The sequence below is a fragment of the Jiella avicenniae genome (assembly GCF_021390325.1).
Lineage (GTDB): Bacteria > Pseudomonadota > Alphaproteobacteria > Rhizobiales > Rhizobiaceae > Jiella > Jiella avicenniae.
The window spans coordinates 148,283-171,510 of sequence record NZ_JAJUWU010000003.1 but is presented as its reverse complement, the minus strand read 5'-3'; the positions used below and the strand labels follow the sequence as shown (position 1 = coordinate 171,510).

The following is a 23,228-nucleotide window of genomic DNA, read 5'->3' as shown; positions in this document are numbered from 1 at the left end:
GCTTGGGATCGCAAAATGAGCGAGACTGTTGCTTCCCCCCACTTCGACGGCTCTTCCGGGACCCGTGACGCCCAAGGGCATCTGCTCAATCCCAGCGACATCGCGATCGGCGTGGTGATCGGGCGGACGTCGGAGTTCTTCGACTTCTTCGTCTTCGCCATCGCCTCGGTGATCGTGTTTCCGGCCCGGGTGTTTCCCTTCGTCGATCCGCTGACGGGGGTCCTCTACTCCTTCGCGATCTTCGCGCTGGCCTTCATCGCGCGGCCTTTCGGCACATGGCTGTTCATGGCCATCGACCGTCTGCACGGCAAGGCGACGAAACTCACCATCTCCCTCTTCCTGCTGGGCACGTCGACGGTCGTGGTGGCGTTTCTGCCCGCCTATGAGGACGTCGGGGCGGCCTCGATCTGGCTGCTCGCTTTGATGCGGATCGGCCAGGGTGTGGCGCTCGGCGGCACGTGGGACGGTCTCGCCTCGCTGCTCGCCATGAACGCGCCGGAAAACCGCCGCGGCCTGTGGGCGATGGTGCCGCAGCTCGGCGCACCCTTCGGGCTGATCGTCGCGTCGGGTCTCTTCGCCTTCTTTCACGGCTTCCTGCCGAGCGAGGAGTTCCACCAATGGGCGTGGCGCTTCCCGTTCTTCGTCGCCTTCGCCATCAACGTCGTGGCGCTGTTCGCGCGGCTGCGCATCGTCGCGACGCCTGAATACGTCCATCAGTTCAAGCGCCGCGAACTCCAGGCCGCGCGGGTGCGCCAGACGTTCCGCAACAACACCCGCTTCATCGTCGTCGGCGCCTTCGCGCCGCTGGCGAGCTTTGCCATGTTCCACATGGTGACGGTGTTTCCGCTGTCCTGGGTCGATCTGTTCACCGAGCAGGAGGTCACCCGGTTCCTGATCATCGAGGCCCTTTGCGCGGTGATCGGAGCGATCGCCATCGTCGCCTCCGGCTTCCTGGCGGACACCTACGGCCGGCGCAACGTCCTCGGCATCTGCGCTCTCCTGATCGCCGTCTTCTCCGGGTTTGCGCCGTCGCTGCTGTCCCAGGGCGTCGCGGGCGAGGTCATCTACATGGTCTTCGGCTTCGCCCTTCTCGGCGTTTCCTTCGGCCAGTGCTCGGGTGCCGTCGCCTCGAACTTCCCCCGCAACTACCGTTACACCGGCTCGGCGATCGTCTCCGATCTCGCCTGGCTGTTCGGCGCCGGTTTCGCGCCCTTCGTCGCGCTCTACCTGTCCTATCACCTCGGGCTGGTCGCTGCGGGCCTTTATCTCCTGTCCGGCGCGGCCGGCACGATGCTCGCCCTGCGCTACAACGACATGCTCGACAGCCGCGAATGAAGGACCGGTCCGGGCTTCCGGCCCGGATCGCCGCAAGGGATCTCGGACGGCCGGCGCGCAAGTAGCCGGCCGTTTTGATTCCAACTTCGACGAGGGGTCGGTCCCGTCCAAAGATGGGAACGGGGCTCTGAACCCGACGAAATTGCACGTTGGATATGCATGGAGGTCATGGCCGAAGTGCGTTTTCTGGGCATGTCCGTCGCGTCAGGGGTGTCGGCCGGGTGTGGAGCCGCGACCGCATCGGGCGCAGAAGCTTTCCGCCGGACGGTTTGACCTCGCCGCAGATCCGCGAAAATGTGGGGAGAGGCTTCGCCCCGCCCGGGAGGTTCGGGTGGGCGGCACGAAAAACCGGACGGGAGGGCACGTCTTGAGCCTGTCGCTATTCGATCTCACCGGCCGCCGCGGCCTCGTCACCGGCTCGTCGCAGGGGATCGGCTTCGCGCTTTCGAAGGGGCTGGCTGCCGCCGGCGCCGAAATCGTCGTCAACGGCCGCGATCCCGCAAAGCTCGCGGCCGCGGCGACTGAGCTGCGCAGCGGCGGCGCGGTGGTTCACGAACTCGCCTTCGACGTCACCGATCATCAGGCGGTGCGCGAGGCGGTCGACCGGTTCGAGGCCGAGACCGGCCCGATCGACATTCTCGTCAACAATGCCGGCATGCAGCAGCGCGGGCCGCTGGAAGAGTTTCCGGCGGACGGCTTCGAGCGGCTGCTGCAGACCAACATCGCCAGCGTCTTCCATGTCGGGCAGGCGGTGGCGCGGCACATGATCGGCCGCGGCCGCGGCAAGATCGTCAACATCTGTTCCGTCCAGACGGCGCTGGCCCGGCCGGGCATCGCTCCCTACACGGCGACCAAGGGCGCCGTGGCGAACCTCACCAAGGGCATGGCCACCGATTGGGCGAAATACGGTCTGCAGTGCAACGGCCTCGCGCCGGGCTATTTCGAGACGCCGCTCAACCAGGCGCTGGTCGACGATCCGGAATTCTCCGCCTGGCTCGCAAAGCGCACACCCGCAGGTCGCTGGGGCAAGGTCGAGGAGCTGGTCGGGACGGCGATCTTCCTCGCCTCGGACGCCTCGTCCTTCGTCAACGGCACGACCATCTTCGTCGACGGCGGAATCACGGCGTCGCTCTGACCGTCGGCGTGCCGGCCAGCCCAGGCCGGACGACCGGCTCGCACGGCCTCACTCTTCGCCGGGACGCGGAAACAGCGGAACCTGCGGCGCGGTCTCGCGCGGGAACAGGCCGGTGAGCCGCGGGTCGTCGGCAAGCTCCAGCATCTGGCGCACCGGCACGAAGCCGAAGCGGCGGTAGAAGGCGATCGCCCGCGGATGGTCGATCGTGTTGGTGTGCAGCCAGAGCCGATCGACGGGTTCGGCGAAGGCGAAGTCGAGCAGCGGCGCCATCATGAAACGCGCCGCGCCCTGGCCGACGAGCCCGGGCGTCACGCCGAAATAGACGAGTTCGGCGACCCGGTCCTCCGGAAAGTCGAGTTCGGCGATCCCTTCGGCACGGCCGTCGACGAACAGGGCGTGGATGACGGTCGCCGGGTCGGCGATCTTCCTGGCGATCGCCTCTTCCCCCTGGATCAACCGCTGGTACCAGAGATGGTGCGATCCGACCCGGCGCAGCAGATCGACGTACCAGTCGAGATCCGGCCGTTCGACGCGGGCAAAGCGCCAGCCCGGTCTGTCTTCGACCGCGAACTCGCCCGGCCGCGGCGGCTCCGTCCGCTCGAGGATCGTCGCGATGGCGGCGATCTTGCCGGGGGGGATGTCGGTGAAGCCGTCGGAAAGGGGCATGGCGGGTCGACCGTCTCGTCGTTTGATGGCAGCGGGAAACGGCAGATTCGATAACGGCAGGCGGCGCCGGAGACAATGCCGTCGCCTCGCGCCGACGTTTGCGAGCGAGCGAGGAATTCTTCGCCGGCCGGGTTCAATTCCGGCCGGGCTTCGGCTAGAGACGCCGCTCGCCGGGGCGATGCCCCGAGAACCAACTACCCGTCCGTGCCATGTCCCCGCATTCGCGCCGCCCCGGCAGGCGAGGCGAGGCCGCGCGGCGGCCGGGCGCCAGCCGAGGCTCCACCATGTCCAGAATTCATGCCGGCCTCGATTTCGGCACCACCAATTCCACCCTCGGCCTCGCGCCCTCGGGCGGGGCCAATGCCGGGCCGCGCCTGCTGCCCGTCGAAGGCGATGCGCCGACCTTGCCGTCGGCGCTGTTCTTCAGCTTCGAGGACGGCAAGACCCATTTCGGCAGGGCCGCGGTCTTCGAATATGTCGACGGGGCGGAGGGGCGCTTCATGCGGGCGCTGAAGTCGGTGCTCGGATCCTCCCTCATGGAGGAGACGACGCGGGTCGGCCGCGAGCGCCTCGGCTTCGTCGAGCTGATCGGACGATTCCTCGCGCATTTGCGGGCGAAGCTGGAAGCGGAGGCTGCCAGGACGGAAGCCGCCGGGGAAGGGCGCATCGTCCTCGACCGGGTGGTGCTCGGCCGGCCGGTGCGTTTCGTCGACGAGGACGACGCCGCCGACTGCGCCGCCCAGGATCAGCTCGAGGCGGCGGCGAAGGGGGTCGGCTTTTCCGACATCGCCTTCCAGTTCGAGCCGGTCGCGGCGGCGCTCTATTACGAGAGCCGGATCGCCACGGAAGAGCTCGCTCTGGTCGTCGACATCGGCGGCGGCACGTCGGACTTTTCCATCGTCCGCCTGTCGCCGGAGCGGGCGCGGGCGCAGGACAGGCTGGACGACATTCTGAGCTTCACCGGCGTTCACGTCGGCGGCACCGATTTCGACCGCCAGCTGTCGATCGCGGAAGTGATGCCGCATTTCGGATCGGGGAGCACCACCGCCGACGGAAAGCGGCGCCTGCCGGTCTGGTATTTCAACGACATGGCGACCTGGCACCGGATCAACACGCTCTATACGCCGGCCATCGCCCGCGACATCCGGGCGCTGGAGCGCGAAGCGGCCGAGCCGAAGAAGCTCGCCCGTTTCGCCCATCTTCTCGAGCATCGCTCGGGCCACAGGCTGGCCGGCGCCGTGGAGGCGGCGAAGATCGCTCTCACCGACGCGGATGAAGCGTCCGTCGTCCTGCGCGAGCCGGGCCTCGCCTTCGAGGCGGAGACGACGCGCGCCGCCTTCGAGACCGCGACCGCCGACCTCGTCCGCCGGATCGGCGGGGCGATCGAAGAGGCGCTACGTCAGGCGGGGGTGACCGCCGATGCGATCGAGACGGTGATCCTGACCGGCGGCGGCGCGCAGGTGCCGGCCGTTCGAGCGGCTGCAGTCTCGCGCTTTCCCGGCGCCAGGATCGCGCAGTCGGACGCCTTCGGTTCGGTCGGCCTCGGGCTCGGCATCGACGCCGCCCGCAAGTTCGGCTGAGGCGAGGCCGCCTGACTCGCTCGATCCGGCCCGTCCGCCAACGGACGGGAGAGCCGAGCATCCGCCTGTCCGGGCGGTCACATCGTGATGACGTGGCGGACCGTGCGCCCCTCGGCGAGGGCGTCGAGTGCGGCGTTGATGTCGTCGAGCCCGCCCTTGCTGGTCAGGAGCCGGTCGACGGGCAAGAGGCCCGCCCGGAACATCGCGACATAGCGCGGAACGTCCCGGCTCGGCACGCAGCTGCCGATATAGCTGCCCTTCAGGCTGCGTTCTTCGGCGACGAGCGACACCGGGGCGAGAGCGAAGCGCTCGTTCGGCGCGGCCAGCCCGCCGGTGACGGTCAGGCCGCCGCGCCGGGTGATCCTGTAGGCGAAGTCGAGGGCCGGGACCGCACCCGCCAGTTCCACCGCCGCGTCGACGCCGCCGCGCGTCAGCGCCTTCACCTCGGCCTCCGCGCCATCGGCGCGGGGGTCGATGGCGACGCTCGCGCCGAGCTCCAGCGCCAGCGCGCGCTTTTCCGCGATCGGGTCCACCGCGACGATCGTGCCGGCGCCGCTCGCCCGCGCGCCGAGCAGCGCGGCGAGGCCGACGCCGCCGAGGCCGACGATTGCGACGCTCTGGCCGGCCCTGACCGCGGCGGTGTTCACCACGGCGCCGACGCCGGTCAAGACGGCGCAGCCGAACAGGGCGGCGTGTTCGAAGGGCAGGTCCGGGTCGATCTTCACCAGCGAATTGCGCGAGACGACCGCTGCCTCGGCAAAGGCCGAGACGCCGATGTGATGATGGACCTTTTGGCCCCGATAGGAGAGGCGGATCGCCCCGCCGAGCAGCGTTCCGGCGCCGTTCGAGGCGGCTCCCGGCTCGCACAAAGCGGGCCGCCCCTCGGCGCAGGGGGCGCAATGGCCGCAGGAGGGGACGAAGACCATGACGACGTGATCGCCGACGGCAAGATCGTCGACGCCCTCGCCGAGCGCCTCGACGATGCCGGCCGCCTCGTGACCGAGCGCCATCGGCACCGGCCGGGGCCGGGCGCCGTTGACGACCGACAGATCGGAATGGCAGAGGCCCGCCGCCTTGATGCGCACCAGGACTTCGCCCCGGCCCGGCGCCGCGAGGTCCAGCGTCTCGATGGCGAGCGGCCGGGTCTCGGCATAGGGCGCGGCGACGGGCGAAGCGTTGAGAACGGCGGCGCGAATGGTGGTCAAGATCTGTCCTCCTCGATCAGCGCGGATCCGCAGTCGGGTCTCCGCGGCGCGCAGAGGCGCCACGCTAGCGCATGATCCCGAAAAGTGGGAACCGGTTTTCGGAAATGACCGTGCGCAAACAGGAAGATGGAGGGGGAGGATGAGCGAAGCTCATTTCATCCGGCTCTGGCCGGTCCGGCGTGCGAAGAAAGCGGATTTTTCGAGATGCCGATCGAACCGTCGAAGCGAGGACGAGGCAGCGGAGGCCACCGGATGTGGTCCCGCGCCCGGCCGGCGGTTTCATCTGACGGACTGAAAGGACAGGCGTTGTTAATCGTTACAAAATTCACGAATAGTAGGGGACGCATGTATCGCAATTTTGATCATTCCATTCCGTTAGGGAATGAGACATAATCGCCGCAGAATCACAATTACAACGGGCGAGGAGCGGTATGGGCAGAGGACTTCTTGTACGCGGGGCCGCTCTGGCGGCTTTCGTAACGGCATTCGTCGGACTGCAGGCCGGACCGTCCGTGGCTCAGGTCGACCAATATATCGGCCAGATGATGCTGACGGCGGCGACCTACTGTCCCCGGGGAACGATCGAGGTCGATGGACAGACGCTGCCCATCTCCCAGAACACCGCGCTGTTCTCGCTCGTGGGCACGACTTACGGCGGAAACGGCACGTCGAACTTCGACCTGCCGGATCTGCGCGGACGCACGCCGATCCAGCTCGGTCAGGGACCGGGCCTGCCCGACTATGACCAGGGCGAAGCGAACGGCGCGGTTTCGACGACCCTGACGACGCAGAACCTGCCGGCCCACACGCATTCCGCCACCGCGACTCTCAGTGCCTCGGGGCAGACCGCGACGACCGCCTCTCCCGCTGGCAACAGCCTGGCCGCGTCCAGCGGTGGAAGCATCTACCGGGCGCGGGGCGCTCCGGATCAGGCGCTGAATTCCGGCTCGGTCGCCGTCACGGTCGCCAGCGCCGGAGGCGGCCTCGCCTTCGACAACCGCACGCCTTACCTCACCCTGCGCTGGTGCATCGCGCTCGAGGGAATCTATCCGCCTCGCAACGATTAGGGGTGCGTCGAACGGATGCGGGGCCTTACGGCACCCGGGCCGGACAAGGCCGACGGACACGGCGTGCCGAGCCGAAGCTCCGGGGAGCCCGGTAGACGTCTGCCGGGTGCCGAGGGATGACGCAGGAAAATCCTGATCCGGTCCGCCGGGGCGGAAGATGCTTCGCCCTTCCATGCCGTCGCCGCAGGCCGATCCCGCCGCAGGCTTGCCTCGACGACCCGACCAGGCAGCGACGCCGATCCTTGATCCACTTTCGAGAGATGTCATGGCCAGAAAATCGATCTTTTCCAGATACGCGCGGACCTTTCTTGCCGCGCTCACCCTCGCGGCGCTGACCGGCGGCCCCTCGGTCGCCGTCGGCCAGGAGCTCTACATCGCTCAGATCCTGCCGATCGCGAACGGCTTCTGCCCCCGTTACACCCTCGAGGCGAGCGGCCAGCTACTTCCGATCAATCAGAATCAGGCCCTGTTCGCTCTGCTGGGCACGAACTACGGCGGAGACGGCCAGACGAACTTCGCTCTGCCTGACATGCGCGGCCGGGAGATCATCCATCTCGGGCAGGGGGCGGGGCTGCCGCAATACGGGCTCGCCCAACGCGCCGGCAGTTCGACCGTCACGCTGACCGCGTCGAACATGCCGGCCCATTCCCATCAGGCGACGGCGACTCTCGATGCCTCCGGTTCTGTCGCAACTTCCGGCACGCCCACCGGCAACAGCCTGGCGATGCCTGCAGGTCCGCTGCTCATCTACGACACCACGGCCCCGGCCCAGCCGCTCAACACGGACTCGATCAGCGTCTCCCTGGCCGATACGGGCTCCGGACAGCCCTTCCAGCATCAGAGCCCGACTCTGGTCATCCGCTGGTGCATCGTCACCCAGGGGTACTTTCCGAGCCGCAATTGAGCGGAGCCACGTGCGATCGCCGGTGATCGAAGCCCGAGCCGAAAAGGCGCGCCCTCGATCTCCTGCCGCGACATCGCGGTCCCGGCGCATCCGTCCCGAGATTTCGGACCGATCGGAAAAATCGTCGAACCCGGCAAGGCTGGTTTCGCCCCTCCACATCCGGGGTTCGGCAGGCACGACGGCCGGCGACCGAATGGCGCCGTGGTGCCGGCACGACGCGGATGAGCCCTGCCGCTCCGACGTGTGCTCCCCGGGTGAAGGGGCGCAACCCCGACGCTCGGGAATTTCGAAGCCCTGAAACGGCCGCATTTGCGAAAGAGGTGCGGGGTGGTTAAGGAACCCCCGTCGAGTTGCAATCAACGCGCCGAAAGGACATGAGGCCGTGCAAGACCGGATGAAGAACGCTTCGCTTTCGAAGCTCGCGGGCGTGCTCGTGGGTACAGCCACGCTGCTCGCCGGTACGCCCCTGGCCAACGCCCAGGATGCCAATGCCAACGCCAACGCCCAGGTGCTGCCGACCGAATGGTTCAAGGTCTGCACCAAGCAGGGCGACAACGACATCTGCAACACGCAGTATTCCCTGATCGCCGAGACTCGCCAGTTGATCACCGCGGTCAACCTCATCGAGGTCAAGGGCAAGGTCAATCAGAAGGTCATGCAGGCCGTGGTGCCGACGGGCCGCGTCATTCCGCCGGGCGTTCAGATCAAGGTCGACGGCAACCAGCCGCAGGCGCTGAACTATTCGGTGTGCTTTCCGAACCGCTGCATCGCCGAGGCGGAGCTGACCGACGCCATGATCGCCAGCATGAAGAAGGGAAGCCAGATGGTCGTCACCTCCATCAACTTCCAGCGTCAGGCGAACCCGATCCCGGTGACGCTGAAGGGCTTCACCGACGCCTTCGACGGCCCGCCGAAGGACGAATCGGCCCTCGCCCAGCGGCAGAAGGAACTGAACGACGCGCTGCAGAAGCAGGCCGAGGAGCGGCGCAAGCGCTTCGAGGACGCGCAGAACGCCGCCAAGCAGGGTGGCGAGTCGGGCACCGCCGCGCAGTAGCGAACGGGCGGCGCCGGGTGCTGGCGCCGGCGCGCCCGCCCGCCGGGCGGCGTCCGGGAGGCTGAGGCGCCGAAACCTGTCCCGGCCTCGCTCGGGTCGGGCCATCGCGGCGAGCGCCCGTCACGGATATCCATCGACAAAACGGCCGGTCTTCTCGCGAAGGCCGGCCGTTTCGGTTCGATGGCGGGAAAACCAGGCGCGTCAGTTGCGGTTCTCGATCTTCAGCCGGTAGGAACCGTCCACCGGCCCGACGAACATCTCGCCGACCTGGGGATGCCGGACCGGGGAGCCCGTCTCGTCCGGCAGGAGGTTCTGTTCGGAGACGTAGGCGATGTATTCGGTCTCCTCGTTCTCGGCGAACAGGTGATAGAAAGGCTGGTCCTTGCGGGGGCGCACACCCGCCGGGATCGACTGATACCACTCCTCGGTATTGTCGAATTCCGCATCGACGTCGAAGATCACCCCGCGAAACGGAAACAGCCGGTGGCGAACGATCTGGCCGATGAAGAAGCGGGCGGTTTGCATTGACCTCATGACTCCGTTATCGAACAGGCCCAGCCGCCCCGCGACCCGTGTGCCGCGCGTCTTCCTGCCCCGGTGCCAGTCTTAGCATGACACCTTTCGCCGTTGGTTCGTTCCGGTGATCGAAATCATCGGACTGATTTCGCCGTTCTTCGGCCTGATCGCGCTCGGCTACGCGGCCGGCCGGCTCGCCCCGCATCCCATCGCCGGTCTGGCCTGGCTGAACGTCTTCGTCATCTACATTGCGCTTCCGTCCCTGCTTTTCCAGCTTCTTTCGAAGACGCCGGTCGAGAAGCTCGGGAGCGTCGGTTTCGTCGTGGCGACGACGCTGTCGACCTTCGTCGTCTTCGCCATCGGCTTTGCGGTCGCCTTCCTGCGCGGCGGCCGCGACATTCCGGCCGCCACCATCCAGGGGCTCGGCGGGGCCTACGGCAACATCGGCTTCATGGGGCCGGGCATCGCGCTCGCCGCCCTCGGGCCGGCGGCCGGCGTCCCGGTCGCCCTCGTCTTCTGTTTCGACAACGCGCTGCACTTCGTCATGGCGCCGCTGATGATGGCCCTCGGCGGCGAGAGGCAGCCGCCTCTCGCCATGGTGCGGCAGGTCCTCGTCAGGATCTTCACCCATCCCTTCATCATCGCGACGATCGTCGGGGTCGGCGCGGCGGTCCTCTCGATCCATCCGACCGGTGCGCTCGACCGGACCCTGCAGCTTCTCGCGAATGCCGCCGCGCCATGCGCGCTGTTCGCCATGGGCGTCACGCTGGCCCTGCGCCCGCTGAAGCGCGTCCCGTCGGAGCTGCTTGCCATCGTGCCCATGAAGCTCGTCCTGCATCCCGCCGTCGTCTGGCTGGTGCTGGGCGTCGCCGGGCCGTTCGATGCGGTGTGGGTCCAGAGCGCCATGCTCCTCGCCAGCCTGCCGACGGCCACAAACGTCTTCGTCATCGCCCAGCAATACGACGTCTGGGTGGAACGCGCCTCGACCGTGGTGCTGGTCACGACCGTGATGTCAGTCGCGACGGTAACGCTGCTCCTCTACGCCATCACCACCGGACTTCTGCCCACCGATCCATTTGCGCACTGACCGGGGCAGGCCGACGAAGCCGGCGCCCGGCACGAGGCCCTCGCGCATCGCGAATTGCCGCAGCGGAGGCAGGAGCCCCATGGCGGCCAACGTCCCGCTGCGGGCGATCTGGCCCGGCAGGAAGTCCATCAGCAGCGAGCGGTTGAGCAGGTCGACGCCCGCGATGCGCGAGGCGACGTCGCCGCGCCTCCCGGCCTCGTAGCGCCGCAGCATCAGCCGCGAGCCCGGATCGTCGCGACTTTCCTCGGCGAGCCGCACCAGCGCCTCGGCGTCGCGCAGGCCGAGATTGAGCCCTTGCGCGCCGATCGGCGGAAAGGCATGGGCGGCTTCGCCGACGAGGGCGAGGCGGGCGTCGGTCATCCGGTCGACCCGGCTGCCGCCGAGCGGATAGCGCGAGATCGGCCCGTCGATCGAGACGTCGCCGAGGATCCAGTGCATCTTCTCGGCGATCGTCGCTTCGAGTTTTTCGGTCTTGAGGTCGGCATAGAGCTCCGCGAGCTTCGGATCCTCGACCCAGACCAGCGAGGAACGGCGGCCGGGCAGGGGCACCTGGGTGAACGGACCGGTCCTCGTGTGGAATTCGGTCGAGACCGAGCCGTGGTCGCGCGTGTGCCCGAAATTGAGGACGAGGGCGGTCTGCGGATAGCTCCACTGGCGCGAGCCGATGCCGGCGGCCTCGCGCATCGGCGAGCGCCGCCCGTCCGCCGCGACGACCAGATCGGCGCCGATCTCGGTACCGTCGTCGAGCGTCACGACGGCGCGATCGTCCGAAAGGGTCAGCCCGCGTGCGGCAACGTCGCGGACCTCCAGATTGTCGGTCTTCGCCACGCACGCTTCGAGCGCGCCCGCCAGATCCGCATTCAGGACGTTGATGCCGAACGCCGAAAGGCCCACCTCGCTCGCCCTGAACTCCACCGTCGGCGCACGGAACAGCCGGCCGAGATCGTCGACGATGCGCATCACGGCGAGCGGCGCCTCGTTCTCGCCGAGCGCGTCGACGACGCCGAGTTCGGCGAGAAAGGCGAGGGAGCGGCCGAGAATCGCCGTGCTGCGAGTATCTTTCGGCGCCGCCGGCGCGGCGAGAAGCGTGTCGAATCCCGCCGAGGCGAGCCCCAGCGCGGTGGCCGTCCCGGCGAGGCCCCCGCCGACGACGATGATCTGCCTGCGTTGCATCCGAAGGCTCCCTCAGCACCGATGGATCGCCGCGACGTGACGAAACACGCACGGCTCGTCTTGGATTTCGCAGATACGCCCGTTACAGCCAATTGCAATGGCCGGAACGAAGGGGCGACTGCGATGTTCGCCAATCAACGAAAGACCGGCGCGAGGAACGACAGCCAGCCCATGTCCGAGGCAACCGAAGAATACGACAGGTCCGACCGGTGGCGTGCCTTCGCGATCCACCTCCTCACGGCGAGCGGCGCCTTCATGGCGTTCCTGTCGTTGATCGCCGCCGCCGAACAGCGCTGGGTGGCGATGTTCGGCTGGCTCGGCCTGGCGCTCTTCGTCGATGCGATCGACGGCCCGCTGGCGAGAAAGGTGGACGTCAAGGGCGTCCTGCCGCACTGGTCCGGAGATCTGCTCGATTCGATCATCGATTATGCGACCTATTCGCTGATCCCGGCCGTCGCGCTCTATCTGTCCGGCATGATCGGCCGGCCCGCCTCCTTCGCCGCCGCGGCGCTGATCGTGATCTCCAGCGCGATCTACTATGCCGACACGCGGATGAAGACCAAGGACAACTTTTTCCGCGGCTTCCCGGTCGCGTGGAACTTCGTCGTCTTCACCCTCTTTGCCGTCCAGCCGCCGGAATGGGCGGCCTTCGCGCTGGTCGTCCTGTGTTCGGCGGCGACCTTCCTGCCGGTGAAGTTCGTCCATCCGGTGCGGGTGAAGCGGCTCCGCCCGCTGACGCTCGCCGTCGTGGCGCTCTGGTCGGTCCTCGGCCTTCTCGTTCTCGTCGACAATTTCGAGGCCTCGGCCCTCGTCAGGTGGGGACTTGTGGCGTCCGGGCTCTATCTCCTCACCATCGGCGGTGCGCTTCAGGCGCTCGACCGGCTGCGCCCGCACCGCCGCAACTGACAGACCGACGGCCGGTCCAGAGAGGGAGACCACGCCATGAGTAAGGCGATCATCGTCAAGGAAACCGGTGGGCCGGAGGTTCTTTCCTTCGAGGACTACGATCCCGGCCAGCCCGGCAAGGGCGAGATCCTCGTCGAGCAGAAGGCGGCGGGAATCAACTTCATCGACGTCTATTTCCGCACCGGTCTCTACAAATCCGACAAGATGCCCTTCGTCGCCGGCAAGGAGGGGGCCGGCATCGTCGCCGCCGTCGGCGAGGGCGTCACGCTGTTCAAGAAGGGCGACCGGGTCGCCTATAACGGCATCAACGGCACCTATGCGGAGAAGATCGTCCTTCCCGCCGAAAAGGCGGTGCTCGTGCCGAAGGAGATCGAGTTCGAAACCGCCGCTGCGGTGATGCTGAAGGGCATGACGGCGGAATATCTCCTGCGCCGCACCTATCCGGTGGATTCCGATACGGTTCTTCTGTTTCACGCCGCGGCCGGCGGGGTCGGCCTCATCGCCGGCCAGTGGGCGAAGCATCTCGGCGCCACGGTGATCGGCACGGCGGGGTCGAAGGAAAAGTGCGATCTCGCGCTGAAGAACGGCTACGACCACGTCATCAACTACCGCGAACAGGACTTCGTGAAGGAGGTCGGCCGGATCACCGAGGGTCGCAAATGCGACGTCGTCTACGATTCCGTCGGCAAGGACACCTATCCGGGCAGCCTCGACTGCCTGCGCCCGCGCGGTCTGTGGGCGACCTTCGGCCAGTCGTCCGGCAAGTACGAGCCGATCGACACGGCGATCCTCAGCCAGAAGGGCTCGCTCTACGTGACGCGGCCGACGCTGTTCAACTACGTCTCGACCCGGCCGGAACTGGAAGCCTCGGCCAAGGCGCTGTTCGACGTCATCGCCTCGGGCGCGGTGAAGATCACCATCGGCCAGAAATATCCGCTCTCCGAGGCGCAGAAGGCCCATCGCGATCTCGAAGGCCGCAAGACGACCGGCGCGAGCATCCTGACGATCTAGGGTCGGTTCCGCTCGACGGCCGCCATCGCCGCGGCCGCCGAGCGTCGCGGCGATGGCGATCGTCTTTGCCGATCGGGTGGGTGACGGAACCAAGATGCCTCGCCGGCTCTTTAGGTGCGTCCTACCCCCTCTCTCCCGGAGAAGCCTTCGTGACGATCCAAATCAGGCCGAACACGACCCAGACCCACCGCGGTCCGACAGCGGTGCGCCGCCGCCGGATCCAGGAGGGCCGGCCGTTTCCCCTCGGCGCGACCTGGGACGGCATCGGCGTCAATTTCGCGATCTTCTCGGCCAACGCGACCAAGGTCGAACTCTGCCTCTTCGACGCCGACGGCAAGACCGAAGTCGAACGGATCGAGCTGCCCGAATACACCAACGAGATCTATCACGGCTATCTGCGGGACGTGCGGCCCGGCCAGATCTACGGATATCGCGTCTACGGCCCCTACGAGCCCGAGGCCGGCCATCGCTTCAATCCGAACAAGCTTCTGATCGATCCCTATGCCAAGCAGCTGATCGGCGAGGTGAAGTGGGATCACGCACTGTTCGGCTACACGATCGGCCATGACGACGGCGACCTGTCCTTCGACGAGCGGGACTCCGCGCCCTTCGTGCCGAAGTGCCGGGTCGTCGATCCGGCCTTCACCTGGGGCGACGAGCGGCGCCCGAACGTGCCGTGGGACCGCACGATCTTCTACGAAACCCACGTCAAGGGTTTCACCATGCGCCACCCGAAGGTGGACGATCGCGACCGCGGCAAATTCGCGGGTCTGACCACCGCCGAGGTGATCGATTACGTTCGCAGCCTCGGCGTCACCTCCGTCGAGCTTCTCCCCATCCACGCCTTCGTCGACGACAGCTATCTCGTCGAGAAGGGCCTCCGGAACTACTGGGGCTACAATTCGATCGGCTTCTTCGCGCCGGATCCGCGCTATCTCGCAGGCAATTCCATCGCCGAGTTCAAGGAGTTGGTCTCGGCCTTCCACCACGCCCGGCTCGAGGTGATCCTCGACGTCGTCTACAATCACACGGCCGAAGGCAACGAACTCGGGCCGACGCTGTCATTCAAGGGCATCGACAACGCCGCCTATTACAGGCTGATGCCGGACCAGCCGCGCTATTACATCAACGACACCGGCACCGGAAACACGCTCAACACCTCGCATCCGCGGGTGATGCAGCTCGTGACCGACTCCCTGCGCTATTGGGCGGGCGAGATGCGTGTCGACGGGTTCCGCTTCGACCTCGCGACCATCCTCGCGCGCGAACCGACCGGGTTCTCCGAGGAATCGAGCTTTCTCCACGCCACCATGCAGGATCCGCTCCTTTCCGAGGTGAAGCTGATCGCCGAGCCCTGGGACGTCGGGCCCGGAGGTTATCAGGTCGGCCGCTTCCCGCCGGGATGGGCGGAGTGGAACGACGGCTATCGCGACACGATCCGCGGCTTCTGGCGCGGCGACGACGGAATGATTCCGGCAGTGGCCGGCAAGCTCTCGGCCTCTGCCGACCTCTTCGACAAGCGCGGTCGCAAGCCCTGGGCGTCGGTGAACTTCATCACCGCCCATGACGGCTTCACCCTCCACGACCTCGTCTCCTACAACGACAAGCACAACGAGGCGAATGGCGAGGACAACCGCGACGGCCACTCGCACAACATCTCCTACAACTACGGTGCCGAGGGGCAGACCGACGATGCGGAAATCGTCGAGACGCGGTTCCGGCAGCTTCGCAACTTCTTCGCGACGCTGCTGTTCTCCCGCGGCACGCCGATGATCCTCGCCGGCGACGAGTTCGCCCGCACGCAGGGCGGCAACAACAACGCCTACGCCCAGGACAACGAGATCGGCTGGGTCGACTGGAAGATCACGGCCGAGAGCCGCAAGCTGGCGGAATTCGTGCAGAAGCTGATCATCCTGCGCCAGTCGCTGGCGATGCTCCGGCGCGGCACCTTCCTGCACGGGACGTTCGACGAGGAACTCGGCGTCAAGGACGTCGCCTGGCTGAAGCCCGACGGCGAGGAATTCGTCGACGGCGACTGGGCCGACGCCGAGGCGAAGTGCTTCGGCGTCCTCCTCGATGGCCGGGCACAGGAAACCGGCATACGCCGGCCGGGCACCGACGCCACCATGCTGATGGTGATGAACGCCCATTTCGACGTGGTGAACTTCACCCTGCCGGAAGCGCCGGGCGGCAAGCGCTGGCGTTGCGTGATCGACACGAACCTGCCGGACCGCGAGGAACTCGCGCCCTTCGAGTTCGGCAGCGCTTACATGACGACGGGGCGGTCGTTCCTCGTTTTCATCCTCGAGCCGGACGACGACGCCGACAGCGAGGATGCGCGGCGTTCATTCGCCCACGTCTCCGAAGCGTTCGCGCGGTCTGCCGGCGACCGGCTGCGCGTGTAGACACCGGACGGACGACGGACCGGACTGCAACCGGCGGCCTTCTGCGACCTGTCGCGGAGGGCCGCATCTCTGTCAGGGCCGCGGGGGCAGGCGGATCAGACCACCGTCACCACCAGGGTCCCGACGCCCTCGACGGTCCCTTCCAGCCTGTCGCCGCGCGCCACGGCGCCGACACCAGCGGGCGTCCCGGTCATGATCAGGTCGCCGGGCGCGAGTTCGAACAGGCCGGAGAGATGGGCGATGATCTCGCCGGTTTTCCAGATCATCTGCGAGAGGTCGCCGGACTGGCGGGTCTTGCCGTTGACGGCGAGCGAGATCGCGCCCGACGAGGGATGGCCGATGGCCGAAGCTAGAACGATCTCCGAGATCGGCGCCGACTTTTCGAACGCCTTGGCGATCTCCCAGGGGCGGCCGAGCTTCTTCACTCCGGCCTGCAGGTCGCGGCGGGTCATGTCGAGCCCGACGGCGTAGCCGAAGACATGGTCGAGCGCCGCGTCGGGCGCAATGTCCGTGCCCCCCTTCGACAGGGCGGCGACCAGTTCGATCTCGTGATGCACGTCCTTGGTCGCGCCCGGATAGGGAAACTCGCCGGTCTGGGCGAGATTGTCCGGGTTCTTCTGGAAGAAGAAGGGCGGTTCCTTGTCGGGATCGTGCCCCATCTCGACGGCGTGCTCGGCGTAGTTCCGGCCGACGCAATAGATCCGCCGGACGGGAAATTCGTCGCTGGAGCCGCGGATCGGCAGGGTGGGGATCCAGGCTGGCGGAAAGGCATAGGCCATGGCGACGCCTCGTCGGTTTCGGCGCCGGCACGGCGCCTGATCCAGCGAGGCCTAGCCGGCGGCTCGGCTCGGCGCAATCCGGGACGCGCCGTTTTCGCCGCCGGTCACCGGTTCTCGCGCCACCAGATGTAGAGGCCGCTGGCGACCAGGATCGCCGCGCCGAGCGCCGTGGTCCAGCGCAGCGGATCGCCGAAGATCACCACCGTCAGGATGCTCGCGGCCAAGACCTGAATGTAGAGGAACGGCGACAGCAGCGAAGCCGGCGCGAAGGAAAAGCCGCGCACCAGAAGGCTGTGCCCGATCGAGCCGGTGCAGCCGATCGCGACCAGGAAGGCGAGGGTGGACGGGCTCGGCGTTTCCCAGAACGGAATGACCAGAACCGTCAGCAGGACGGCCCCCGGCGCCGTGGTGTTGAACATCGTTGAGGCGGCGTCGTCGCGGCCCGCGAGCCGGCGCGTCAGCATCAGATAGCCGGCATTGAACACCGCCGCGACGACGGCGAGAAGCAGCGCCGGATCGATCGCGTCGATCCCCGGACGCAGCACCACCAGCATGCCGACAAAACCCGCGACGACCGCGGCGATCCGGTGGATGCCGATCCGCTCCTTGAGGAAGACGACGGAGAAGACCGTGACGAGGATCGGCGCGAAGAACAGGACGGACGTCGCGTCGGCGAGCGGCACGTAGGTGAGCGCCGCATACATCAGCGACGTCGCGGTCAACAGGCAGGCGCCTCTGAGGATCTGCAGGACGGGGTGCGAGGTCTTCAGGAACGACGGGCCGCGGGTCGCGCCGAGCATCCCCGCCATGATCAGCGTCTGGATGAAATACCGGCCCCACAAGAGCTGGATCAGCGGCACGAGGGTGGTGAGATGCTTGCCGAGCGAATCCTGGACGGCAAAGGTGGAGCCGGCGGCAAGCGTGAACAGGATGCCGGCGAGGAGCGCTGGAAGGCGGGGCAAGAGCTGAGACCGGAAAACAGAAGGCCCCGGCGCTGGGGCCGGGGCTGGAAGGTGGCGGCCGCGCGGGCGGCCGGAGCGACGAAAGCGGTGCGGATCAGTCTTCCTTCGGCCGGTCCAGGCCGAGAGGATCCTTCGACGCGCCGATCTGCGGCGAGGGGCTCGTGCCCATGATCTGGGCGAGCACGTCGTCCGCCGACTGCGACTGGCCGCCGATGCCCGCCGCCAGCAGCTGCCGGTCGAGATCGGAGCCGGACTCCAGCGCCGCGAGTTCTTCGCCCGCTTCGAGCCTCCCCTGGGTCGCCTCCTGCTTCTTGCGGATGCGCTCCAGCGAATCCATCGCGTTGCCGAGCTTGGAATTGACGCCCGACTGGGTGGTGGCGATGGCCGACTGCGCCTTGATCAGCGACTCGTTGGCCTTCACGTTCTCGACCTCGCGGCGCATCTGCTGGATGCGCTGCTCGGTGTCCTGGACCGCCTTGATCATCTGCTGCTGGCGCTGGTTGAGCCGTTCGAGTTCGGCCTCGTCCCGGCTCGCCTCCGTCCGCGTCTTCGAGATGCGGTCGGCGAGGCCGCGGGCGAGATCCTCGCGGCCGGCCTGCAGCGCGGCGCGGGCGCTCTCGGTGTCCTTGCGCTCCTTGTCGCGCGCCTCGTGGATGCGCCGCTGCAGCGACTTGTTGGAGGCCATGATCCCGGCGAGATCGGAGCGGGCGCGCCGCAGCGCGTTTTCCGCGTCGCGGATCTCCTGATCGAGGATGCGCAGGGCCTGGGTGTCGGCCACCGATTCCGCCGCCTCGTTCACGCCGCCGCGCACGGCGGTGAAAAGCTTGCCCCAGACGCTCATGATCCGAACTCCCCGTTCTTCCATTCCTCGATCATGTCGGCGGCATCGACCGCATTGGTCGCGAGGACGGCCACTTCCTCGATCATCGATTCGGCGGTCGAGTTCGCCGACAGCGAGCCGAACAGCTCGTAATATTCCTTGCCGTCGATGGTCACGATCCCGAAGGTCGAAAGCGGCACGAGCTTGTGGGTCGACAGGATCATCCGCTCGAAGGCCTCGCGGCGCGGCACGGTGTCGGCCGGCGCCAGGATGACGCTGGCCAGGACCTGGTCGCCGCCGGCGGCCACCAGGACGTCCAGATCGCCCTTCTCCTTGAGGGTCACGCGGATCACGTCACCGGTCTCGACGACGGTCACGTCGACGTCGCCGAGAGCCTCGGGATCGGAGGCGAAAAGCTCCGTCAGGCTGGCAAGATTCCACTTTTTCACGGGGTATCCCTCGGTTGCCAAGGTTCGTCGCCGGGTTCTACATCACCGGCGGGGCGCTGTCCAAACCGATTTCCGTCTCCGACGGCCGATATTGACCTTGGGGAAGATCCGGCCGCATAACCGTCCAAACAGTCCGAACCGGATCCCGCGTGCCGTTCTTTTCGCACTATCTGCGTCGCTTTTACGTCGCCCTCGCCGAACTCACCTGGGGCGCGATCGCGGCTCTGTCCGTCGGCCATCTGGCGATGAGCTGGCTGCTGCTGGCGATCGTCGGCGAAAGCGACTTCGTGTCCCGGCCGGTCGATTTCGTCTATTATTACATCGTCACGGCGACCACCGTCGGCTACGGAGACCTGTCGCCGCAGACCGGTGCGGGCCGGCTCGTCGCGGCGTTCTTCGTCCTGCCCGGCGCGATCGCCATCTTCACCGCCGTGCTCGGAAAGCTGCTCGCGGCGGTGAGCAACACGTGGAGGGGCCGCATGAAGGGTCTCGGCAATTTCAGCGACCGGGCCGATCACGACGTGGTGATGGGCTGGCACGAGGCGACGACCCGGCGTCTGCTGTCGCTGATCCATCGGGAGCGGCTCGAGGGCGAGGCGGTGACGGTGCTCATCGCCAAGGACCTCGAGCAGAACCCGTCGCCCGAGACGGTCGATTACGTCCGGGTCGAACGGCTCGCCGATCCCTCGGGGCTTGAGAGGGCGGGAGCCGTCAACGCGAGGTCGATCATCGTGCGCGGCGCCACCGACGACGAGACGCTGGCGGCCGCTCTCGTCGCCTCCACCACCTGCCGGGGCGCCCATGTCGTCGCCTATTTCGATTTCGAATCGAGCGCCGACATCTTGCGCCAGCAGAATTCGCGCATCGAGAGCGTCACCTCGCTCTCCTCCGAGCTGATGGTTCGCGCCGCCCGCGATCCGGGCACCTCCGTCGTCGCCAATCTTCTGCTGTCGGCCGGCAAGGAGGACACCGCCTTTTCCGTGAAGATGCCGGACGGCGCGGCGCCGGTATCCTACGACGCGGCGCTGCGACACATGCGGCGGCGTCACGCCGTCACCCTCGTCGGCATCAACCGTCACGGAAATGTCGATCTCAACTGCGAGGAGGGGATCGAAATTCGCCCCGGCGACGTGCTCTACTACATCGCCGACCGCAGGCTCGATCCCGGCCGGATCGACTGGGACGCTTTTGCAAAGGAGAGCGCATGATCTTCTCGCTGTTCGGCGGCAAGGGCAAGACGGAGGATCTGCCGAGGGAGCGCGGCCCGCTCGGCGTCGCCATCGGCGGCGCGATCGAGATCGACGCGCTGGGGCTTCAGGCCGACGCGGCCGGCGCCCAGCCCGGCATGGACCTGCCGGAGGGCGGCAGCTTCATCGTCGTCGCCTATGGCGAGGCCCGCCTCGACGGCGAGACGATCCTGTCGCGCTACTACGACGAGGACGACCGGCTGCTGCAGACGCTCTCGGCGACCGGCAAGCCCGGTGACGCCATTCAGGACATCAGCCTTTACGCCTCCTGGGACAGCGTCGTGCCGGCGGGGCGGGCGGAATGGAACCGCTGGACCGGTCCTTCGGGGCTCATCGGCCAGCCGACCTACGACGCCGACGGCATTCTGTTCGATCGCTACTGGGGCGAGGGGACGGGCCGGGCCGAACTCGTCGAATTCGTCGAGGACGTCGACGACGGGGACCGGGTTCGCCAGATCCATCAGACCTGCATGCTCTATGCTCGTCCGCTCGGCCGGACGCAGGAGATGCTCTTGATCAACATCGAGCGCGACATCGCGCGCGCCGCGAGCCGCGAGGGCGGCTCGGTCGAATTCCTGCTCGGCTACGGCCTGTCGCCGGCCGACGTCAGGCGGGTCTGACGTGGCGGCACAGGCCGCGAGGCGGTAGAGAGACCGGAGAAGACGCGCAGGCGGAGCGCTCGCTGCGCACGGAGAGAGGGAATCGAATGTTCGGTATCGTCGCGGGCCTGCCGGCCTTCCTTGCGTATTTCATCCTCGGACTGGTGCTCTACGGCCTGTTCGGCTGGATCTACACGACGCTGACGCCGCAGAAGGAAATCACCCTGATCCGGGCCGGCAACACGGCCGCCGTGGTCGCCTTCATGGGCGCGATCCTCGGCTTCTCGCTGCCGCTCGCCTCGGCGGCCGCGAACTCGGTCTCGATCGTCGACTTCATCGTCTGGTCGATCATCGGCCTTCTGGCCCAGATCCTCGCCTTCTTCATCGCCTCGCGGACGATGACCGGCCTTCACCAGCGCATCACCGACGGCGAGATCGCGGCGGGTCTGTGGGGCGGCGGCATCGCGCTCGCCGTCGGCATCCTCAACGCCGCCTGCATGACCTACTGAGGAGGCCGGCAATGCGCAGACGCTTCACCAGAAGAACACCGCCGGTCCTCACCCTCGGCACGATCGCCGCGACGGGCATGGTCCTCTACGGCTGCGGCGACGACACGCCGCAGGACGTCGCCTTCTCGACGCCGCAACAATGCGCCGACGCCGGCATCGACGCGCAGATCTGCGAGGCCGAATATCAGCAGGCCCTGCAGAAACATCTCGCCGAAGCCCCGCATTATGCCAGCCTGCAGGAATGCGAGGCGGCGATCGGCGAGGGCAAGTGCTTCCAGGCCGGTGGCGGCCAGAACTCCGCCGGCCAGACCAGCGGCTCGGGCTCCGGCTTCTTCGTGCCGTTCATGACCGGCTATCTGATCTCCTCGGCCCTGTCGAACCTGTCGAGCTACGGCGCCTATCGCGACTATCGGTACTCCTCGGGCTACTCCTCGACGCCGATCTACCGGAACCGGGCAGGCGACTCGCTGACCAGCACCATCGAGGGCGGCAAGTCGGTGAGCCGGCCGGTCAACGTCAACACCCGGACGGTCTCGCGGTCGGGCTTCGGCGGCCGCTCCTCCTCGCGCGGCTTCTTCGGTGGTTAGCCGCTCGGCCATGCCGGTGGCGGTAAGGGCCGGCGATGCGGCGCGCCGCGTTGCCGCCACGGACCGGCCGCGATGAAGCGGATCGCCATCCCGGAGCGCGAGGACTGGCGCGAGGCGGCCGAAAGCGTCGGCTTCGGCTTCCATGAAATGTATGGGGAGCCCTATTGGGTCGACGGGGCTGCCTACGTCTTTTCGCTCGCCGAGATCGAGGAGGCGATCGAGGCGCCGTCCCAGGAACTGCACGACATGTGCATGGATCTCGTCGCCGACGTCGTGCGCGACGAGCAGGCGATGGAACGGCTGCAGGTGCCGGAGGGGATGCGTGACCTCGTCGCCGAATCCTGGCAGCGCGGCGACAGGCACCTCTACGGCCGCTTCGATCTCGCCTATGACGGCACCGGACCGGCGAAGCTTCTCGAATACAACGCCGACACGCCGACCTCGATCTTCGAGGCCGCCTACTTCCAGTACAACTGGCTGACCGACAACGTCGCCCGCGGCGCCCTGCCGGAGGACGCCGACCAGTACAATTCGATCCAGGAGGCGCTGGTCGAGGCGTTCGGGGCGTTTTCGAAGGAGCCGATCTTCCATTTCGCCGCCTGGACGGAAAGCGACGAGGATCGCGGCACCGCCGCCTATCTGATGGACTGCGCCGTCCAGGCCGGCCATCGCACCAGCCTTCTCGACATCCGCGACGTCGGGGTCGACGATCAGGGGCGCTTCACCGACACCGAAGACCGGGTGATCGACCTCCTCTTCAAGCTCTATCCCTGGGAAGACATGCTGCGCGAACCCTTCGCGAAGCATCTCGAGACCGCCGGCGCCACCATCGTCGAGCCGGCCTGGAAGACGATCCTCTCCAACAAGGGCATCCTGCCGCTCCTGTGGGACCGCCATGCCGGCCATCCGAACCTGCTTCCCGCCTGGTTCGACGACGACCGCCAGGCCAAGACCCTGAAGGACGCGGTGCGCAAGCCGCTGTTCTCGCGGGAAGGCGAGAACGTCGAGGTGCTGAAGCGGGGCGAGCGCGTCGAGATCACCGAAGGCTCCTACGGCAGCGAAGGCTTCGTCGTTCAGGCATTGACGTCTCTGTTCGAGAAGGACGGCGCCTATGCCGTGCTCGGTTCGTGGATCGTCGGCGACAGGGCCTGCGGCCTCGGCATGCGCGAGGACCGCTCGCCGATCACCCGCAATCTCTCCCGCTTCGTGCCGCACATCATCCTGGAGTGAGG

23 protein-coding genes are annotated in these 23,228 nt (G+C 67.3%); 15 read left to right on the top strand and 8 right to left on the bottom strand.

What is annotated here, in order from left to right; all coding sequences use genetic code 11:
• Nucleotides 1–15: 15 nt before the first annotated feature.
• The gene (locus LZD57_RS03095; RefSeq protein ID WP_233717660.1) at nt 16–1,335 is read left to right on the top strand and encodes an MFS transporter; all 1,320 of its coding nucleotides are present in this window, start codon (nt 16–18) and stop codon (nt 1,333–1,335) included.
• Between the two features lie 367 nt (nt 1,336–1,702).
• On the top strand, nt 1,703–2,470 hold the full coding sequence (locus tag LZD57_RS03090) for an SDR family oxidoreductase (RefSeq protein WP_233717659.1): 768 nt from the start codon (nt 1,703–1,705) through the stop codon (nt 2,468–2,470).
• Between the two features lie 48 nt (nt 2,471–2,518).
• Here LZD57_RS03090 and LZD57_RS03085 read toward each other — a convergent pair whose 3' ends face one another.
• Entirely contained in the window at nt 2,519–3,136 is a 618-nt protein-coding gene (locus LZD57_RS03085) for a GNAT family N-acetyltransferase (protein ID WP_233717658.1), read from the bottom strand.
• A gap of 284 nt (nt 3,137–3,420) precedes the next feature.
• Here LZD57_RS03085 and LZD57_RS03080 point away from each other — a divergent pair, with 284 nt between their 5' ends.
• Nucleotides 3,421–4,716 (top strand): Hsp70 family protein, encoded by a 1,296-nt coding sequence (locus tag LZD57_RS03080; RefSeq protein ID WP_233717657.1) that lies wholly within the window; start codon nt 3,421–3,423, stop codon nt 4,714–4,716.
• Nucleotides 4,717–4,793: 77 nt separating this feature from the next.
• Here the strand turns inward: LZD57_RS03080 and LZD57_RS03075 are convergent, their stop codons facing one another.
• Nucleotides 4,794–5,921, bottom strand: a complete 1,128-nt coding sequence (locus LZD57_RS03075) for a zinc-dependent alcohol dehydrogenase family protein (protein WP_233717656.1) — start codon at nt 5,919–5,921, stop codon at nt 4,794–4,796.
• A gap of 512 nt (nt 5,922–6,433) precedes the next feature.
• Here LZD57_RS03075 and LZD57_RS03070 point away from each other — a divergent pair.
• From LZD57_RS03070 to LZD57_RS03060, 3 genes are all read left to right on the top strand, one after another.
• Nucleotides 6,434–6,988, top strand: a complete 555-nt coding sequence (locus LZD57_RS03070) for a phage tail protein (RefSeq protein ID WP_233717655.1) — start codon at nt 6,434–6,436, stop codon at nt 6,986–6,988.
• Nucleotides 6,989–7,253: 265 nt separating this feature from the next.
• Nucleotides 7,254–7,892, top strand: coding sequence for a phage tail protein (locus LZD57_RS03065; RefSeq protein ID WP_233717654.1), 639 nt, complete (start codon nt 7,254–7,256; stop codon nt 7,890–7,892).
• 394 nt (nt 7,893–8,286) lie between these two features.
• The gene (locus tag LZD57_RS03060; protein WP_255699755.1) at nt 8,287–8,946 is read left to right on the top strand and encodes an invasion associated locus B family protein; all 660 of its coding nucleotides are present in this window, start codon (nt 8,287–8,289) and stop codon (nt 8,944–8,946) included.
• A 201-nt stretch (nt 8,947–9,147) separates the two neighbouring features.
• Here the strand turns inward: LZD57_RS03060 and hspQ are convergent, their stop codons facing one another.
• Complete coding sequence (gene hspQ / locus LZD57_RS03055) at nt 9,148–9,471, bottom strand: heat shock protein HspQ (protein ID WP_233717652.1); 324 nt, start codon at nt 9,469–9,471, stop codon at nt 9,148–9,150.
• Nucleotides 9,472–9,586: 115 nt separating this feature from the next.
• On the opposite strand from hspQ, the gene LZD57_RS03050 reads away from it, so the two are divergent.
• Entirely contained in the window at nt 9,587–10,549 is a 963-nt protein-coding gene (locus LZD57_RS03050) for an AEC family transporter (RefSeq protein ID WP_233717651.1), read from the top strand.
• Here the strand turns inward: LZD57_RS03050 and LZD57_RS03045 are convergent.
• Nucleotides 10,475–11,722: a UbiH/UbiF family hydroxylase gene (locus LZD57_RS03045; protein WP_233717650.1), complete on the bottom strand. Its 1,248-nt coding sequence runs from the start codon at nt 11,720–11,722 to the stop codon at nt 10,475–10,477. The two genes, LZD57_RS03050 and LZD57_RS03045, sit on opposite strands and share 75 nt — an antisense overlap.
• A 171-nt stretch (nt 11,723–11,893) precedes the next feature.
• Here LZD57_RS03045 and pcsA point away from each other — a divergent pair, with 171 nt between their 5' ends.
• The 3 genes from pcsA to glgX all read left to right on the top strand — a co-directional run bounded on the left by pcsA (nt 11,894) and on the right by glgX (nt 16,044).
• Nucleotides 11,894–12,628: a phosphatidylcholine synthase gene (pcsA, locus tag LZD57_RS03040; protein WP_233717649.1), complete on the top strand. Its 735-nt coding sequence runs from the start codon at nt 11,894–11,896 to the stop codon at nt 12,626–12,628.
• A 36-nt stretch (nt 12,629–12,664) separates the two neighbouring features.
• Complete coding sequence (locus tag LZD57_RS03035; protein WP_233717648.1) at nt 12,665–13,639, top strand: quinone oxidoreductase family protein; 975 nt, start codon at nt 12,665–12,667, stop codon at nt 13,637–13,639.
• A gap of 155 nt (nt 13,640–13,794) precedes the next feature.
• Nucleotides 13,795–16,044: a glycogen debranching protein GlgX gene (gene glgX / locus LZD57_RS03030; RefSeq protein ID WP_233717900.1), complete on the top strand. Its 2,250-nt coding sequence runs from the start codon at nt 13,795–13,797 to the stop codon at nt 16,042–16,044.
• A gap of 95 nt (nt 16,045–16,139) precedes the next feature.
• On the opposite strand, the gene LZD57_RS03025 is transcribed toward glgX, so the two are convergent.
• The 4 genes from LZD57_RS03025 to LZD57_RS03010 form a co-directional block, all read right to left on the bottom strand.
• The gene (locus tag LZD57_RS03025; protein ID WP_233717647.1) at nt 16,140–16,823 is read right to left on the bottom strand and encodes a fumarylacetoacetate hydrolase family protein; all 684 of its coding nucleotides are present in this window, start codon (nt 16,821–16,823) and stop codon (nt 16,140–16,142) included.
• 104 nt (nt 16,824–16,927) lie between these two features.
• Nucleotides 16,928–17,785 (bottom strand): DMT family transporter, encoded by an 858-nt coding sequence (locus LZD57_RS03020; protein ID WP_233717646.1) that lies wholly within the window; start codon nt 17,783–17,785, stop codon nt 16,928–16,930.
• A 94-nt stretch (nt 17,786–17,879) separates the two neighbouring features.
• Nucleotides 17,880–18,626 (bottom strand): PspA/IM30 family protein, encoded by a 747-nt coding sequence (locus LZD57_RS03015; RefSeq protein WP_233717645.1) that lies wholly within the window; start codon nt 18,624–18,626, stop codon nt 17,880–17,882.
• The gene (locus LZD57_RS03010; protein WP_233717644.1) at nt 18,623–19,054 is read right to left on the bottom strand and encodes a YjfI family protein; all 432 of its coding nucleotides are present in this window, start codon (nt 19,052–19,054) and stop codon (nt 18,623–18,625) included. The genes LZD57_RS03015 and LZD57_RS03010 overlap by 4 nt, the downstream gene beginning before the upstream one ends.
• Nucleotides 19,055–19,203: 149 nt before the next feature.
• Here LZD57_RS03010 and LZD57_RS03005 point away from each other — a divergent pair, with 149 nt between their 5' ends.
• From LZD57_RS03005 to LZD57_RS02985, 5 genes are all read left to right on the top strand, one after another.
• Nucleotides 19,204–20,262 (top strand): ion channel, encoded by a 1,059-nt coding sequence (locus tag LZD57_RS03005; RefSeq protein ID WP_233717643.1) that lies wholly within the window; start codon nt 19,204–19,206, stop codon nt 20,260–20,262.
• A complete protein-coding gene (locus LZD57_RS03000; RefSeq protein WP_233717642.1) occupies nt 20,259–20,921 on the top strand; it encodes a DUF2491 family protein in 663 nt (220 codons plus the stop codon). The genes LZD57_RS03005 and LZD57_RS03000 overlap by 4 nt, the downstream gene beginning before the upstream one ends.
• Before the next feature lie 86 nt (nt 20,922–21,007).
• Complete coding sequence (locus LZD57_RS02995; RefSeq protein WP_233717641.1) at nt 21,008–21,409, top strand: DUF350 domain-containing protein; 402 nt, start codon at nt 21,008–21,010, stop codon at nt 21,407–21,409.
• A gap of 11 nt (nt 21,410–21,420) precedes the next feature.
• Nucleotides 21,421–21,996, top strand: coding sequence for a DUF1190 domain-containing protein (locus tag LZD57_RS02990; protein WP_233717640.1), 576 nt, complete (start codon nt 21,421–21,423; stop codon nt 21,994–21,996).
• Nucleotides 21,997–22,068: 72 nt separating this feature from the next.
• Entirely contained in the window at nt 22,069–23,226 is a 1,158-nt protein-coding gene (locus tag LZD57_RS02985; protein WP_233717639.1) for a glutathionylspermidine synthase family protein, read from the top strand.
• Nucleotides 23,227–23,228: the final 2 nt, after the last annotated feature.